Source organism: Enterobacter cloacae complex sp. P2B (assembly GCF_014895985.1).
Taxonomy (GTDB): domain Bacteria; phylum Pseudomonadota; class Gammaproteobacteria; order Enterobacterales; family Enterobacteriaceae; genus Enterobacter; species Enterobacter bugandensis.
Genome location: NZ_JADBQQ010000003.1, coordinates 102,433 through 117,429 on the forward strand (window position 1 = coordinate 102,433; position 14,997 = coordinate 117,429).

The window sequence follows — 14,997 nt, forward strand, 5'->3', positions numbered from 1 at the left end:
CTATGTACCGGTTTGTACTGGGAAAAATTTCCACCCTTTGCGCGGACCCGCTGGCGTCAACGCTTGCAGATAAGGCACCTCAGGGTGCACGACAGGCCTCCTGGCTGGCGGGCCGGACGCTGCTCGCCAGAACATTATCCCCTCACCCGCTCCCCGACATCATTTACGGCGAGCAGGGGAAGCCGGCTTTTGCGAAGGGGGATCCGCTGTGGTTCAACCTGAGCCATAGCGGTGATGATATCGCCCTGCTGATGAGCGATGAAGGCGAAGTGGGCTGCGATATCGAAGTGATTCGCCCCCGCAAGAACTGGCAGGCGCTGGCCAACGCCGTTTTCAGCCTGACAGAGCATGACGAGCTGGAGCGTGAAGCGCCCGAGGAACAGCTTTCTGCCTTCTGGCGTATCTGGACGCGCAAAGAAGCGATTGTGAAACAGCGCGGCGGCAGCGCCTGGCAGATTGTCAGCATCGACAGCACGGCGCAGTCGCACTCGGTCAGCCAGCTGCAGCTCGGTTCTCTGAGCCTTGCCGTCTGTACCTCGACCCCTTACACCCTGACCACCGAGTCGATTATTCACGTCGGGGCAGGAAAATCACCAGTACACCCAGCATAATCAACGCGACGCCCAGCAGCCCATGCCAGGAGAAGTGCTCCCCCCAGCCGGGCAGCAGGATTGCCGCACCCCATACAAGGATATAGCTGAGGCTCAGCAAGGCATACGCTTTGCTGAGCGCCATGCGATGCAGCGCCAGATACCAGCAGCCCATGGAGGCAACGTATCCCGTTAACCCCAGCAGCAGCGCGCCCGTGCCGGACGAAACGTGCCACAGCGCGGAGATAAACGTCAGAAAATCGCTGACCGGCGGCAGAGCCTGCATGGCATCGCGCAGCAACAGCTGTGCGGCGCTGACTAACAGCACGCTGCATAACGCCCAGAACGCGCCTTTCACAGGCTTCCTCCCAGCACGATAATCCCCATGATAATGAACCCGACCCCCAGCCAGTGGTGCACAGCAACGTGCTCGCGCCAGAAGACCTTCGCCGCCAGCGTCACCCAGACAAAATTGAGGCTCAGCATAGGGTAAGCTACGCCGACGGGCAGGCGCTGCAGCACCACCAGCCAGACCAGCATTCCGCAGCCCAGCGCCAGCATCGCCAGGCCAAGCCACCGCATGATGTGCGCGCCACGCCGTCCGCCTTTCGCCGGACGGGTAGCCTGTTTCTGGCACAGCTGTCCCGCGCAGCTCAGCAGGCTTGCCAGTATGAGCCAGGTCCAGGTCATCACTTCGGCAGATACTCCAGCAGGGCCAGACGCCCCTGGATATAGAGATTGTCCGGCTGCGGTAAATTCGCCTCTGCAATATCGTCACGTTTAGACAGCAGCATCACCAGCGACACGCTTCCCTGCTTACGATGCGTTGCCAGCCACTGCGCGAAGTCGTCTTCACTGACAAAGCGATCTTTCGCATCGGGATAATCCAGCCCGTAGCGCAGCTCGCCGCTCTGAGCAAACAGCGTGATGTCACTGCGCTTCAGCTCCCACGCCAGGCCCGCAGCCACGCCAACGTTATTGGTCAGCACAAAGCGGCTGCCCTGAAGCGGCTCGCGCACAGTATCCACCAGCGACTGCGGCTGTTTGGAATCCACCACCAGGTTCGGAATGGCAAAACCAATCAACAACGCCAGACCCGCAGGACACAGCGCCGCCAGCCACCAGCGCCGCTGGCTCTGCCGCAGCGTAAACCAGCCTACCGCGCCCCAGATAAGGAACGCCACCACCGCGCAGAAGACTTTATACAGTTCGACCGACGTCCAGACCGGATGCTTAGCCAGCCCCCACGGCGAGACCGCCAGCGCCGCCACCACGCCGATAGCGCCAAACGCCAGGTTAATGCCGCCGTTAATGCGCAACGCTCTGGCCCCTTTTTCCGCCGCGAGGCAGGCATAGCGCGCCATCAGGATAGCCAGCGGGGCAAAACAGGGCAGGATATAGGTCGGCAGCTTGCCTTTAGCGATGCTGAAAAACAGCAGCGGCATCACCACCCACCCCAGCAGGTAGAAGCCGCCGCCCGCGTTTTGCCTGTCATTCCAGCCAAGACGCAGCGCGCCTGGCAGCAGCGCCAGCCACGGCAGGCTGCCCGCGAGCAGGAACGGCAGGTAATACCAGAACGGAGCTTTATGCTGCGCGTCGCTCTGGGCAAAACGCTGAATATGCTCAACCCAGAAGAAGTAGCGCCAGAAATCAGGCTCGCGGTGCGCAATGGCCAGCCCCCACGGCAGAACAATCAGCACGCAGCTCAGGACCGCGAGCCAGCCAAAAATCAGCACCTCTTTCCAGCGCTTTTGGGCAACCACCCACGGCAGCACGCCGATCACCGGTACCGCCAGCGCCAGAAAGCCTTTGGTCATCACCCCCATGCCGCAGGCCAGCCCAAGCAGCACATAGCCGCCCGCTTTTCCGGCCACGGTGCGCGCCTGTGAGGCGAGCCAGAAGCTGCACATCGCCGCCACCAGCCACAGGGTGACGATGGGGTCCAGCACCGCATAGGTGCCGATGCCATACACCAGGAACAGGGTCAGGAAGATCAGGCCGGAGAAAATGGCCGTACGCTTATCCCGCCAGAGACGCCAGGCCATCCAGATCACCAGCAGCGCCGCGAGCCCGGTGGAGAAGATCGACCCGGCGCGTACGGCAAAGTTCGTGTGCCCGAACAGCCATTGTCCGATAGTGTTGATCCAGTAGCCGGCAATCGGCTTTTCAAAGTAGCGCAGCCCGAGGAAATGCGGGACAACCCAGTCACCCGTTGCCAGCATTTCGCGGCTGATTTCCGCATAGCGCGTTTCATCAGGCTGCCACAGCAGGCGAATATCGACCGGAATGAAGTAATAAACGATAAACAGTGCGAAAAGCGCTACGCCATAACGGGCTGTTTTCATGGGACCGGACTCACGGTTTGTTGATAGCCAAGCCAGCCTTCCCGGCCAGCCAGTTCATTACGGACGACTTTACCCACGGGCAGGGTGCTGAGGTCGTCCGGCAGCAGCTCGCTCAACGGACAGAACGCAATGCCTTCCTGAGCGGCCATCGTCAGCAGTTCATCGAAATCATGCTGCCAGGCAATCCCTTCCACTTCTGCATGGATGGTATAGACCGGCGTTCCGGCGTCACGATGGATGCGGTCCAGAATGTAGCGATTAAATGCTTCCGCCTTCACCTCGCGCCCCACCACCTCATCCCACGTGGGAAGCGTGACCGGAATTTGCACCGTACCGTAGCGATTTTCGCCCAACAGCGGCAAAAACGGCCCGGTTCCACGACAGTCGCTATTGTAGCGAAACGCGAAATGCTCTTTGGCTTTGACCACCCGCTGGTCGGCACGCCATCCCGCCACGGCGGAGCAGCGCACGGGCTGACCGATGATGGCCTCAAGCTCCAGCATTCCACGCTCGACCTCACGGGACAGGCGCGGGATATCCCAGACGCCCGCCCACGCCTGCCAGGCGTGATGATCCCAGGCATGCAGGCCGACCTCGTGTTGCTGCGCCGCCGCGCGGATAACCGCTTCATTACCCGCGCCGATGCGTCTGCCGGGCCAGGCGGTGCCGGCCAGCAAAATATCCCAGCCGTAGAGGGATGCCGCGCGCGAGCGCAGCATTTTGAACAGAAATGCCGGTTTAACCAGACGCCATAAATGGCGTCCCATGTTGTCAGGCCCCACGCTGAAGAAAATGCTGGCACGCACGCCGTGCCTGCTCAGCAGTTCCAGCAGTCTGGGCACGCCGTCACGCGTTCCCCTGAAGGTGTCGACATCAATGCGTAAACCGACTTTTTTCATGAGGCCTGTTCCGATAGCTCCACGGTGCGCAGGAAGAAGTCGAGCGTTTCATCAATGGTCTGCTCCATCTTCACCGTCGGCGTCCAGTTCAGGCAGCGCTTCGCGTTGCGGATGCTTGGCTTACGGTGCTCGACGTCCTGGTAGCCCTTACCGTAGTAGCTGCTGCTTTCCACTTCGCGGAAACCGGCAAACGGCGGGAAGCGATCGCGCAGCGGGTGGCGCTCAAAGCTGGCCAGCAGCATCTCTGCCAGCTCGCGAATGCTCGCCTCGTTTTCCGGGTTACCGATGTTAATGATCTCACCGTTGCAGCGGTTATCTTTGTTCTCAATGATGCGGAACAGGGCTTCGATACCGTCGCTGATGTCCGTAAAGCAGCGTTTCTGGCTCCCACCTTCAATCAGCTTGATAGGCGAGCCTTCGACCAGGTTCAGGATCAGCTGAGTGATCGCGCGGGAGCTGCCGATTCGCGCCGCGTTCAGGTTATCCAGACGCGGACCCATCCAGTTAAACGGACGGAACAGGGTAAAGCGCAGACCCTCTTTCTCGCCGTAGGCCCAAATTACGCGGTCCAGCAGCTGCTTGGAGACAGAGTAGATCCAGCGCTGCTTGTTGATCGGCCCGACCACCAGGCTGGAGGCATCCTCATCGAAGTTTTTGTCGGTACACATGCCGTACACTTCAGAGGTGGACGGGAAGATGATGCGTTTGTCGTATTTCACGCAGTCGCGGATGATCTTCAGGTTCTCTTCGAAATCCAGCTCGAACACGCGCAGCGGGTTACGGGTGTACTCAATTGGCGTGGCGATGGCGACCAGCGGCAGCACCACGTCGCATTTTTTAATGTGATATTCGATCCACTCGGAGTGAATGCTGATATCCCCTTCCACAAAGTGGAAGCGCGGGTTGTTGAGGAAACGGCTGATGGCGTCAGAGCCGATATCCAGACCGTAAATCTCGTAGTTATCGTCTTTGAGCAGACGTTCGGTCAGGTGGTTCCCGATAAAGCCGTTCACGCCGAGGATCAGCACGCGCGTGCGGCGCTTGATGGCAACCACCGGCGCGCTGGTGATCAGCGCCCCAGCCACCAGCCCCAGAGACTGCGCCAGCTGCGTGCCCTGAACGTACAGGCCGTTGTCGGTCTGCCCGGTGACGATCTCCAGCGCCTGCTCGCCGCAGCTCACAATCAGCGGGGAGACGGAGACGACGGTGCCCGGCTTAGCGGCCGGGATATCGTCACGCACGCGGGATTTCCAGACGATAAATTTGCTTACGCCCGCAAAGCTGTACGCGCCCGGCCACGGGTCGGTCACGGCGCGCACCAGGTTGTGCAGCTGGCGGGCGGGTTTATTCCAGTCCAGGCGACCATCTTCCGGCGCGCGGCGGCCAAAGCAGCAGGCCTTGCTTTCGTCCTGCTCGGTCTCGCTGAAGGTGCCGTTGAGGATGGCTGGCAGCGCGTCACGCAGCAGGCTTTGCGCCGCGGTGCAGAGTTTATGATGCAGCTCAAGCGCGGTTTCATCCGCGTCGATTGCCACGCGCTGCTGGGCGACGATGGCCCCGGCATCTGCGCGGCGTACCATGCGGTGCAGCGTCACGCCCGTTTCCGTTTCGCCGTTGACCAGCACCCAGTTCAGCGGCGCGCGGCCACGGTAGGCGGGCAGCAGAGAGCCGTGAAGGTTAAACGCCCCTTTTGCGGCCAGGCCTAAGATCTCGTCGCAGATCAGGTTGCGATAGTAGAACGAGAAGATGACATCAGGTGCGAGCGCGCGGATGCGATCCACCCACAGCGGGTGGTTGACGTCGTCCGGAGCATACACCGGAATACCGCGCTCGGCGGCGATACGCGCCACGGAGCCGAAGAAGTGATTCTCTCCCGCCACGTCCGGATGGGTAAAGATTGCAGCAATGTCATAGCCCGCTTCCAGCAGGGCCAGCGTGCCCGCGCACCCCATATCGTGATAGGCAAATACAACGGCTTTCATGGGTGGTTTTCCTCTTGAGATGCTTTGTGTTCCTGACGGACAACACGTTGAATAAAGTAGCGCGGACGTGCGCGAACATCGTTATAGATACGGCCTATGTATTCACCGAGCAGGCCCATTCCGACGAACTGGGCGCCGATGAACATAAACAGCACGGCAAAAAGCATGAAGACCCCTTCCGCCGCCCACTGCGGGCCAAAGACCAGCCGCAGCACCACCAGCAGGACGGACAGCGTAAAGCCGGCCAGGGCGATGATGCTGCCGAACACGCTCAGCAGGCGCAGCGGCGTGGTGGTCAGGCAGGTGACGAGGTCGTACATCAGGTTGATGAGACGCATAAAGCTGTACTTCGATTCCCCGTGCTCGCGCTCGGCATGCAGGACCGGAATTTCCGTTGCCTTGCGGGCAAAGGTGTTGGCGAGGATCGGAATAAAAGTGCTGCGCTCATGGCAGTGCAGCATGGCGTCGACAATATGGCGGCGGTAGGCGCGCAGCATGCAGCCGTAATCGCCCATTGCTTTACCGGTGGTGCGCTGAATAAGGCGGTTGATGGTGCGTGACGCCAGCTTGCGGAACAGGCTGTCCTGGCGGTTCTGACGCACCGTGCCGACCACGTCATAGCCTTCATCGGCTTTCGCCACCAGGCGCGGGATCTCCTCCGGCGGGTTTTGCAGATCCGCGTCCAGGGTGATAATCAGATCGCCCGTAACGTGGCTGAACCCGGCCATAATGGCGGAGTGCTGGCCATAGTTACGGTTAAGCAGCACGGCGACAATATGGCTGCCTTCGGCCTGGGCGGCTTCGGTCAGCATCAGCGCGGAATCATCGCTGCTGCCGTCGTCCACCAGCAAAATTTCATAGGCTTTGCCCAGCGTATCGCAGGCTGCCGTGGTGCGGCGGATCAGCTCGGGCAGGCTCTCCTGCTCGTTATAAACAGGGATGACCACAGAAACTTTTTGTACAGGCGGTGCGCTGAACATATCAATGTCCTGCAAGCTGATGGAGCGCGGTAATGACGCGGGTTGTGTCGTCATGAGTCATGTCCGGGAAAAGAGGGAGAGAACAAATACGCGCGCTGTTCCATTCCGAATTCGGAAGCGATACATCAGGAAAACGCTCGCGGTAGTATTTTTGGGTGTGCGCCGCGCGGAAATGAAGGCCGGTGCCGATGCCTTGCTCCTTCAGCGCCGCCATCAGGTTGTCGCGTGAGATCCCGCAGCGCGCTTCATCAACGCGAATAATAAACAGGTGCCAGGCGTGAACGTGCGGCCATGACGGAATGCTCAGCGGCTGGAACGGCGTATCGGCAAGCTCGCGCAGGTAGCGTTGCGCGATTGCCTCGCGGCGTAGGTTGGCCTCTTTCAGCTTACCCAGCTGTACCAGCGCCAGCGCGGCGTTGATATCTGCGAGGTTGTACTTAAAGCCCGGGGAGATCACTTCGGCCTGCGGCGCGCGGCCGTGCGTCTGGCGGTCATAGGCATCCACGCCCAGGCCGTGGAATTTCAGGCTGCGGATCCGCGCGGCAAGCCGGGCGTTATCCGTGACGACTAAACCACCTTCCGCGCAGGTCATGTTTTTGATGGCGTGGAAGGAAAAAATCGCCGTGCCTTTCCAGCCCACGTGACGGTTCTTGTAGTACGTTCCGGCGGCATGGGCCGCGTCTTCAATCACCGTAATACCGTGACGCTCACCGACGGCATGAATGGCGTCGATATCACACGGCGCGCCGGCGTAATGCACGGGAATAATCGCTTTGGTACGCGGGGTAATGGCGGCTTCAACCGCTTCCGGCGTCACCATCAATGTCTCGTTGTCCACATCGATCATGACCGGCGTGGCGCCCAGCAGCACGATCATATTCAGCGTGGAGACCCAGGTTTGGGAGGGGGTAATGACCTCATCGCCCGGACCAATATCCAGCGCCATCAGCGTGACGTGCATGCCCGCCGTCGCCGAGCAGACGGCAATCGCGTGCTGGTTCCCCGTCAGCTGACAAAATGCCGCTTCAAGTTCCTGATTTTTAGGCCCGGTGGTGATCCAGCCGGAGGTTAAAACCTCCTGCAACGCCGCTAATTCCTCACTGCCCATCGACGGGCGGGAAAAAGGCAAAAAATCACTCATCATTAATTTCCTTGCAATAAGAATGGCACGCGCTTGATATTAACCAATTACTTTTTCGTTTATTTCAACGAACCATAAACTCATATCAAGGTATCGTTCATTTCTTAGGGAAAAATTAAGATGCGTAATTAAGATGTGACCAAATCAATATTAATTCATTTATAAACAATAACTTATGTAATTATGAATTATTTATTTCGTGATCGAACTCAATTTTTACAAAATGTTATTTTAAACCAAACATAAACAAACAAAAAAAATCCCGGTTATTTCAGAGAAAGAAGAAATAACCGGGAACTTTTCTTTTTAGTTAACTGTCGCGCTTATTTTAAGTTATCGGGAAAGTTTTTCGGTAACTCGCTGGCCGCGCAGGCAATCACGCTTTCGTTGTTCGCACCGCAGTCGCGTACAAAGGTGATGGTGGCAAATTCGTCAATCACTTCTGTTGGATATGCCGGCCCCGCATCGCGATAGCTGTTCATCAGCGGAATATGGTCGTTCTGGAAGCAGACGGTTTTTTCCGGGTTGTTCATGACCCAACGCGGGAAGAAGATGGTGCCGTGAAACAGTTTGTCGCCCAGGTTCACAATCAGGCTAACGTCCGTACCGGTTGGCTCGGTCCAGGAGATTTTATAGATGCTCTCCCCTACCCGCACGATGTAAGCCTGCTGATCTTTAACCCAACGGTTCGCCACCAGACCGCTGTGAATACGGTAGTCGAGAGTAGTCTCGTTTTTGACGTAAATTTCGTAATTCCAGCCGTTGTCATAGGTATAAACCAGATGTTTGCCAACGAAGCCGCTTAAGTCGTGTTTGTCGAATGTGTTCATAAGATGTCTCCTTCGTTTTGATGAGACGATCTTAAGCCTTCAAAAAATGAATGAATAACGCTATGTTTTAATCAAATTCATCCAAATTTTAGATAAATCATGCACAAGACGACGCTGGAACAGTGGGCCTTACTGGAAAAAGTGGTGGATGCGGGCAGCTTTGCCAAAGCTGCGGAAGAAACCCACCGCAGTCAGTCCTCGGTGAGCTATAACCTGTCGCTGCTGCAGGAGCGGCTGGGCGTGGCGCTGCTGGCGCCGGAGGGGCGCAGGGCGGTGTTGACCCCGGCCGGTGAACTGCTTCTCGGCCAGGTGAAACCGCTGCTGAAAGCGTTTTCGTATGTCGAGACGCGCGCGGCGACCCTTCGTAACGGGATGCGCACGCGGCTGGACCTGGTGGTGGACTCGATTTTCCCACGCCGCCGCCTGTTCGCCATTCTGCGTCAGTTCCAGCAGCAGTATCCGCAAACTCAGGTCCGCCTCACGGAGGTGCTGGAAAATACCCGCGCCGATGCCATGAACAACGAGGCCGATGTGATGGTTTTAACCCGCCGCCAGGACATTACCGGGCTCGGCGAATGGCTGATGAACATTGACTTTGTCGCCGTGGCGCATCACCGGCATCCCCTCTTTAGCCTCGACGCGCCGCTGAATGATGAGATGCTGCGCCCGTGGCCGCTAATCCAGATTGCGGACAGCCAGAACGCCGCGCGGGCTGCCGGCGAGTCGTGGACGTTCTCGACCATCGACGCTGCCATAGAGGCGGTCGTCTCGCAGGTCGGCTACGGCTGGCTGCCAGAGGAACGCATTCAGCCCCAGCTGGAACAAGGCGTACTGAAACTCCTCCCGCTGAGCCACGGCGTTCGTCGGGCCACGCCGCTGCATCTGATCGTGAAGCGCACCCTCGCCCCGCTGGATGAGCAGGTTGAAACCCTGCTGCGCCTTTTTAGCCAGGAGCCGTCATCATCACCTGCTACGCTTTAAGGTCCGAACGTTAAAACGATAAGGAGCTGATGATGAAAATCGACTTTGCGGGGAAAGTGGCCCTGGTCACCGCCTCAACCGGCGGGATCGGGTTTGCCATTGCCAGAGGCCTGGCAGAAAGCGGCGCGGAAGTGATCGTTAATGGCCGCAGCACCGACTCGGTGAACAAAGGTATTCAGCAGCTACAGCAGGTTGTGCCTGGCGTGCAGGTGCGTGCCGCCATTGCCGATCTCAGCACCGCGGAAGGGGTTGAATCGCTGCTGAAGGTCGCGAGCGACGTCGATATTCTGGTGAACAACGCCGGGATTTACGGCCCGCAGGATTTCTATGGCACCGACGATGAAACCTGGGAGCGCTACTGGCAGACCAACGTGATGTCCGGCGTGCGCCTCTCCCGCGCCCTGCTGCCGGGCATGGTGAAAAAAGGCTGGGGCCGCGTGGTGTTTATCTCCTCCGAGTCAGCCTGCAATATCCCGGCAGACATGATCCACTACGGGGTGACCAAAACGGCACAGCTTTCGCTGGCGCGCGGGCTGGCGAAGTTCGTGGCGGGAAGCGGTGTGACGGTGAACAGCGTGCTGCCGGGCCCGACGATGTCCGACGGTTTCGCTGAAATGATGAAAGATGAGATCGAGAAAACCGGTAAATCGCTGGAGCAGCTGGCGAAAGAATTTGTCATGACCAACCGCCCCAGCTCGGTTATCCAGCGCGCCGCCACCGTTGAAGAGGTGGCTAATATGGTGATTTATGTCTGTTCGACGCAGGCCTCCGCCACCTCAGGCGCGGCATTGCGCGTCGATGGTGGCGTGGTGGATGACATTATTTAATGTCGTCAGGCGGCGCTGCCCGCGACACGACGGGCGGTAATGTAACGATCCTGCCAGTAGTCATCAGTCAGGGTTGAGACCGTTACGCCCTGGCTGCTGGAGGCATGAATAAACTGGCTGTTACCGATATACACGCCAACGTGCCTGCGGTTCGGTCCCGTCTGGAAGAAGACCAAATCTCCCGCCTTCAGACGGTATTGCGCTACCTGTACACCACGATGGATCTGCTCACTCGTCGTGCGCGGCAGATAAAGATGCGCCGCATCGCTGAACAGATGCTGCATAAGCGCGGAGCAATCCACTCCGCGGTGCGTGGTGCCGCCCCACTGATAGTGAGTCCCTTTCCATTTCTGGTATTGATCCAGTATCCGGGAGCGGAGTGGGCCTGTCTCCTGGTGAAGCAGGGCCGACTTCACCGGCGATTCCGCAAATGTGCTATCGGCGGAGATCATCGATGCGGGCAACTGAAAACTCAGTGCGGAAAACGAAGCAAAACTTAACGTGAGGATTGAAATAAGCGATCTGAATGTCATATCTAAACAGGAGCTAAGAGTGAATTTATCCTTACCTGTGGGGGCCAACGTTCCCCCGAAATATCTTTCGATGTGGCGATAATATAGACTGCTCACTTTTTCACCAATCATTATTGAGGCCAAAATTGGACTCACTTTCAGATCGCAAGATTGAGAAAAAAAAAGGTGGTGATGTAAGGACTGTTCAGATAAAGCAGGTAAACTGATCGACAGAATGTGTAATTCAGCTAAGACGTATTTATGACCAATATGATTGCCGACGAGACGGTGGCGAAATCCAGCGTGCTCTCTGTCTTTGACTTTGACGGGACGCTCACGCACCACGACAGCTTTATCCCTTTCCTGCGTTTTGCCTTTGGGAAACGCTACTTTGCGGGTCGTCTGGTGCGCATGGCGCTGCCCACGCTCCACTGCGTGCGCCGCAAGCTGACGCGTGATGAGCTGAAGGAAGTGCTGATTAAAACGTTCCTGACAGGCGTGGACGAACACTGGCTACGCCAGCAGGCGGAAGCCTTTTGCGAAAAATACTGGAACAAGCTGATGCGCCCCGAAGGGGTTCTGGCGGTGGCGGCTGAGGTGAATTCCGGCGCGGAAGTGACGATCTGCTCTGCGTCGCCGGCGCTGGTGCTCCAGCCGTGGGCGGACAGGCTCGGCATTAAGCTGATTGGCACGCAGCTGGAAGTGAAGGACGGCAAGCTGACGGGACGCATTACGGGCAATAACTGCCGCTGCGCCCAGAAAGTGGCGAGGCTGGAGAAGGTGTATGGCGATCTGAACGACTATCATCTGCGAGCCTGGGGCGACACCCGCGGCGACCACGAACTGCTGGCCGCGGCGCAGGATCCTCACTGGCGGCACTTCCATCACCCACGCAAGCGCCGGAATTCACCGATTAAGGGTTAGGTGCGGTCTGTTGCCCTCACCCCAGCCCTCTCCCACAGGGAGAGGGAGAAAAGCGGTGCATCAGGCCTCACGTTTCCCCGGGAACAATACGCTCGCAATAATCCCCAGCGCCAGCACACCTAACACCACAAACAGGCTGGCCGTCGCGCCAATGCTGTAACCGTGGTGCCAGAAGTGATCGGTCGCATTCAGACCCAGCTTGAACGCCACGAAGAACAGCAGCAGCACCACCGCTTTCTCCAGGTGCACCAGATACTGCTTAAGCGCTTCCAGCACAAAGTAGAGGGTACGCAAGCCGAGAATGGCGAACATCATGGCGCTGTAGATAATCAGCGGCTCGCGGCTTACCGCAATAATCGCCGGTACGGAGTCAAACGCGAACATCACGTCAGAGAGTTCCACCACCGCCACGCAGAGCAGCAGCGGCGTTGCGTAGCGCTTCGCCTTCTTCACGCGGCCAACCGTTACGTCCTGGTTTTCCGGCTTTTCAAGCTCCGCATCGACCTCTTTCTGCGTCAGGATAAACGCGTTGCTGCTGATTTTGGGCCAGACGGGATAGAAGCGTTTCACCAGGCGATAGGCAAGGTGACCCGAGTAATCTTCCACTTCGTCACTCTCTTCATTGCGCTTGAGCATCATCACCGCCGTCCAGCCGACGACCAGCGCAAAAATAACCTCCACGTAAGGCCCCAGGCTCAGCAGGCTGGTGCCGATCGCCACGAAAATACCGCGGAAGACAATCGCCCCCAGCACGCCCCAGTAGAGCACACGGTGACGGTACTTATCCGGCACGCCGAACCAGGCAAAGATCGCCATCATCACGAACAGGTTATCGATGGAGAGCACCTCTTCCAGCGCGTAACCGGTGAGGAACAGGCTCGCCATCTCGGCGCCGTGGTGGATGTACAGAAAACCGGCGAAGGCCATCGCCATCGAGAACCAGAAAACGGACCACATGGCCGCACTTTTCAGCGAAACAGGTTTATCGTGACGGTGCATGAAGAGGTCGATAAACATCGCCCCAACGGCCATCACCACAAAGACAACAACGGTTTCAGTCGGGAAACCGAGATGAGCAGAAGCCATGAATCTATCCTTAACCTTCATCTGCGCGCTGGCAGAGGCAACGTTTGCAACAAAAAAAAGAAAACGCCCGTATCACCGGGCAAGAGAATAATAATAACACTTCTTGACGCCAGCCCGGCAATGTAAATGTGATGTTAAAAGTGCCAGGATTTCTCTTACGTCTTCCGGGAAGGCAACGTGTTCTTCCGGAGATTATTCTTTCATTATTATGAAAGTTTTATTATCTGAGCTGACCCTGACATTCGGTAAGTAGTAAATAAGCCGTAAAATTCTCACACTGAATTGCTGATAAAACCCTGATAAAAACAACTTAACTCATTGATTTTAAAGCCACCAAAGACAAATCATGACGTTCTCACTTTATTTTTTTTAAACGCTTGTTAACCTGACCCAGAAAAATATTCAGACTTCTTGTAATGGAAGTTTTTCACATGGACTGGTAAGCGATGATGAATATCCACCTTAATGTTTCATATTAGCGGAATATCCACATCCCGTGACCACAACAACGCTTTCGAGTGACTAACCCGAAATAATACTGTTCTACCTTTTACACACTGAGGAATATTTTAAAAAATGAATAAATCCGTTATTACCATGGGATTTTTATTGGCTGCAATTGCCAGTCCTTCCAGCCATGCAGCGCCAGGTAAAGGCGCAGGGACCATTGAATTCACGGGTATGATTACCGCGAGCACCTGTGATGTCGATATTAACGGTCAGGGGGGGAACCCAACGATCGATATGGGTACCATCTCGTCTTCAGCATTTAAAGAAAAAGGTGACGTTGCGGGTATTCACCGTATCCAGATAGAACTGTCTAACTGCGATACCGCCGTCCTTAAATCAGCCGGAGCACGATTTGGCGGTGCCTATGATGCTAATGATAATAATCTGCTCGCGCTTAAAACCGGTGGCGACGCCGCAACGGGTTTGGGTATTGAATTCCTGAATGAAGATGGAACATCGTTAAAACTGGGCGACAACCCGAATAAATTTGTTCCTATTACCGGTGATGGCACCGCGGGGGCAGCCACCCTGCTGTATTCAGCCCGTTATAAATCATCCCTGGATGCTGTGACCGCCGGTAAGGCAGATGCGGTTGCGGATTACACCATTATCTATAAATAAATCATTCAACTCAGTTCCGGGCAATGAATAACAGCCCGGAACGCAAGGACGTTTTATGTTAAGGAAACGCTATCTGACGCTGCTGGCTCTGCTCTTTGGCTCTTGTATGTCACACGCCAGTGTGACCTTATCCAATACGCGGGTGGTATATCATGCGGACAAGAAAGAGAGCAATATTACAGTCAGAAATAATACTGCCAGCCCGTTCCTGGTACAGAGCTGGGTACAGGGCAAAGATTCACAGGGCACCAAAGCCCCGTTTATTGTGACGCCACCGCTTTTTCGCATGGATGCAGGTAAGTCCAACGCGCTCCGTATTATCTATAACGGCGCGCCTTTACCGCAGGATCGCGAGTCGCTTTTCTGGATCAACGTAAAATCGATCCCCTCCTCTTCCAGAGAGGATATTAATAAACTGCAGATAGCGGTAAATACCCGGATCAAATTATTTTATCGTCCGTCAAATTTAATGGATGAACCCACGGATATTAGTAAGAATGTGCAATGGTCTGTTAAAAATAACGAACTCATTGTACGCAACAACTCGTCTTATTACATTTCCTTTGCGGAGGTGAAGATCAATAACAAAGCATGGTCAGAGATTGACATGCTCGCGCCTAAAAGCAGCACAACATTCACGCTCAGGAACACGCTTTTGAAAAACAATGCCACCGTGCAATGGAAATATATCAATGATTATGGCGGCAACAGCCAGTTAATCACACAAAAAATAGAATAACGATTTTAAAACAATAACCTCACAGGGGTATTT

The 14,997-nt window shown here is 56.4% G+C and carries 16 protein-coding genes; 6 read left to right on the top strand and 10 right to left on the bottom strand.

The features are described 5' to 3' along the window. Positions 1–2: 2 nt before the first annotated feature. Positions 3–611, top strand: a complete 609-nt coding sequence (gene acpT, locus IM313_RS02430) for a 4'-phosphopantetheinyl transferase AcpT (protein ID WP_028014714.1) — start codon at positions 3–5, stop codon at positions 609–611. Here acpT and arnF read toward each other — a convergent pair. From arnF to IM313_RS02470, 8 genes are all read right to left on the bottom strand, one after another. Beyond that, positions 568–948, bottom strand: coding sequence for a 4-amino-4-deoxy-L-arabinose-phosphoundecaprenol flippase subunit ArnF (gene arnF, locus IM313_RS02435; RefSeq protein WP_028014715.1), 381 nt, complete (start codon positions 946–948; stop codon positions 568–570). The two genes, acpT and arnF, sit on opposite strands and share 44 nt — an antisense overlap. After that, positions 945–1,280 carry a 4-amino-4-deoxy-L-arabinose-phosphoundecaprenol flippase subunit ArnE gene (gene arnE, locus IM313_RS02440; RefSeq protein ID WP_041911880.1) on the bottom strand — a complete coding sequence of 112 codons (336 nt, stop codon included), beginning with the start codon at positions 1,278–1,280 and terminating at the stop codon, positions 945–947. Before arnE ends, arnF begins: the two co-directional genes overlap by 4 nt. Continuing rightward, a complete protein-coding gene (gene arnT / locus IM313_RS02445; RefSeq protein ID WP_192971954.1) occupies positions 1,280–2,935 on the bottom strand; it encodes a lipid IV(A) 4-amino-4-deoxy-L-arabinosyltransferase in 1,656 nt (551 codons plus the stop codon). Before arnT ends, arnE begins: the two co-directional genes overlap by 1 nt. Beyond that, the gene (arnD, locus tag IM313_RS02450) at positions 2,932–3,834 is read right to left on the bottom strand and encodes a 4-deoxy-4-formamido-L-arabinose-phosphoundecaprenol deformylase (RefSeq protein WP_126327229.1); all 903 of its coding nucleotides are present in this window, start codon (positions 3,832–3,834) and stop codon (positions 2,932–2,934) included. The genes arnT and arnD overlap by 4 nt, the downstream gene beginning before the upstream one ends. After that, positions 3,831–5,813 carry a bifunctional UDP-4-amino-4-deoxy-L-arabinose formyltransferase/UDP-glucuronic acid oxidase ArnA gene (gene arnA / locus IM313_RS02455; protein WP_192971955.1) on the bottom strand — a complete coding sequence of 661 codons (1,983 nt, stop codon included), beginning with the start codon at positions 5,811–5,813 and terminating at the stop codon, positions 3,831–3,833. The genes arnD and arnA overlap by 4 nt, the downstream gene beginning before the upstream one ends. Continuing rightward, positions 5,810–6,793, bottom strand: a complete 984-nt coding sequence (gene arnC / locus IM313_RS02460) for an undecaprenyl-phosphate 4-deoxy-4-formamido-L-arabinose transferase (RefSeq protein ID WP_041911876.1) — start codon at positions 6,791–6,793, stop codon at positions 5,810–5,812. Before arnC ends, arnA begins: the two co-directional genes overlap by 4 nt. A 1-nt stretch (position 6,794) precedes the next feature. Beyond that, positions 6,795–7,934: a UDP-4-amino-4-deoxy-L-arabinose aminotransferase gene (gene arnB / locus IM313_RS02465; protein WP_045259393.1), complete on the bottom strand. Its 1,140-nt coding sequence runs from the start codon at positions 7,932–7,934 to the stop codon at positions 6,795–6,797. 323 nt (positions 7,935–8,257) lie between these two features. Next, positions 8,258–8,764: a phenolic acid decarboxylase gene (locus tag IM313_RS02470; RefSeq protein ID WP_028014722.1), complete on the bottom strand. Its 507-nt coding sequence runs from the start codon at positions 8,762–8,764 to the stop codon at positions 8,258–8,260. A gap of 99 nt (positions 8,765–8,863) precedes the next feature. On the opposite strand from IM313_RS02470, the gene IM313_RS02475 reads away from it, so the two are divergent. Continuing rightward, the gene (locus IM313_RS02475) at positions 8,864–9,745 is read left to right on the top strand and encodes a LysR family transcriptional regulator (RefSeq protein ID WP_045259394.1); all 882 of its coding nucleotides are present in this window, start codon (positions 8,864–8,866) and stop codon (positions 9,743–9,745) included. 32 nt (positions 9,746–9,777) lie between these two features. Continuing rightward, a complete protein-coding gene (locus IM313_RS02480; RefSeq protein WP_028014724.1) occupies positions 9,778–10,572 on the top strand; it encodes an SDR family NAD(P)-dependent oxidoreductase in 795 nt (264 codons plus the stop codon). A gap of 5 nt (positions 10,573–10,577) precedes the next feature. Here the strand turns inward: IM313_RS02480 and IM313_RS02485 are convergent, their stop codons facing one another. Continuing rightward, positions 10,578–11,105 (bottom strand): NlpC/P60 family protein, encoded by a 528-nt coding sequence (locus IM313_RS02485; protein WP_028014725.1) that lies wholly within the window; start codon positions 11,103–11,105, stop codon positions 10,578–10,580. Positions 11,106–11,345: 240 nt separating this feature from the next. Between IM313_RS02485 and IM313_RS02490 the strand changes: the two genes are divergently transcribed. Next, entirely contained in the window at positions 11,346–12,008 is a 663-nt protein-coding gene (locus IM313_RS02490; RefSeq protein WP_028014726.1) for an HAD family hydrolase, read from the top strand. Positions 12,009–12,068: 60 nt separating this feature from the next. On the opposite strand, the gene IM313_RS02495 is transcribed toward IM313_RS02490, so the two are convergent. After that, entirely contained in the window at positions 12,069–13,094 is a 1,026-nt protein-coding gene (locus IM313_RS02495) for a TerC/Alx family metal homeostasis membrane protein (RefSeq protein ID WP_045259396.1), read from the bottom strand. Positions 13,095–13,670: 576 nt separating this feature from the next. Between IM313_RS02495 and IM313_RS02500 the strand changes: the two genes are divergently transcribed. Both IM313_RS02500 and IM313_RS02505 read left to right on the top strand, forming a co-directional pair. Continuing rightward, positions 13,671–14,225 (top strand): fimbrial protein, encoded by a 555-nt coding sequence (locus tag IM313_RS02500; protein WP_182034955.1) that lies wholly within the window; start codon positions 13,671–13,673, stop codon positions 14,223–14,225. 55 nt (positions 14,226–14,280) lie between these two features. Then, positions 14,281–14,964 carry a molecular chaperone gene (locus IM313_RS02505; RefSeq protein ID WP_041911869.1) on the top strand — a complete coding sequence of 228 codons (684 nt, stop codon included), beginning with the start codon at positions 14,281–14,283 and terminating at the stop codon, positions 14,962–14,964. Positions 14,965–14,997: the final 33 nt, after the last annotated feature.

Bases quoted from the DNA above. Each gene is read 5' to 3' on its own strand.
- acpT (WP_028014714.1), top strand. From the start codon at position 3: ATGTACCGGTTTGTACTGGGAAAAATTTCCACCCTTTGCGCGGACCCG.
- arnE (WP_041911880.1), bottom strand. From the start codon at position 1,280: ATGACCTGGACCTGGCTCATACTGGCAAGCCTGCTGAGCTGCGCGGGA.
- arnT (WP_192971954.1), bottom strand. From the start codon at position 2,935: ATGAAAACAGCCCGTTATGGCGTAGCGCTTTTCGCACTGTTTATCGTT.
- arnD (WP_126327229.1), bottom strand. From the start codon at position 3,834: ATGAAAAAAGTCGGTTTACGCATTGATGTCGACACCTTCAGGGGAACG.
- arnA (WP_192971955.1), bottom strand. From the start codon at position 5,813: ATGAAAGCCGTTGTATTTGCCTATCACGATATGGGGTGCGCGGGCACG.
- arnC (WP_041911876.1), bottom strand. From the start codon at position 6,793: ATGTTCAGCGCACCGCCTGTACAAAAAGTTTCTGTGGTCATCCCTGTT.
- arnB (WP_045259393.1), bottom strand. From the start codon at position 7,934: ATGAGTGATTTTTTGCCTTTTTCCCGCCCGTCGATGGGCAGTGAGGAA.
- IM313_RS02470 (WP_028014722.1), bottom strand. From the start codon at position 8,764: ATGAACACATTCGACAAACACGACTTAAGCGGCTTCGTTGGCAAACAT.
- IM313_RS02475 (WP_045259394.1), top strand. From the start codon at position 8,864: ATGCACAAGACGACGCTGGAACAGTGGGCCTTACTGGAAAAAGTGGTG.
- IM313_RS02480 (WP_028014724.1), top strand. From the start codon at position 9,778: ATGAAAATCGACTTTGCGGGGAAAGTGGCCCTGGTCACCGCCTCAACC.
- IM313_RS02485 (WP_028014725.1), bottom strand. From the start codon at position 11,105: ATGACATTCAGATCGCTTATTTCAATCCTCACGTTAAGTTTTGCTTCG.
- IM313_RS02490 (WP_028014726.1), top strand. From the start codon at position 11,346: ATGACCAATATGATTGCCGACGAGACGGTGGCGAAATCCAGCGTGCTC.
- IM313_RS02495 (WP_045259396.1), bottom strand. From the start codon at position 13,094: ATGGCTTCTGCTCATCTCGGTTTCCCGACTGAAACCGTTGTTGTCTTT.
- IM313_RS02500 (WP_182034955.1), top strand. From the start codon at position 13,671: ATGAATAAATCCGTTATTACCATGGGATTTTTATTGGCTGCAATTGCC.
- IM313_RS02505 (WP_041911869.1), top strand. From the start codon at position 14,281: ATGTTAAGGAAACGCTATCTGACGCTGCTGGCTCTGCTCTTTGGCTCT.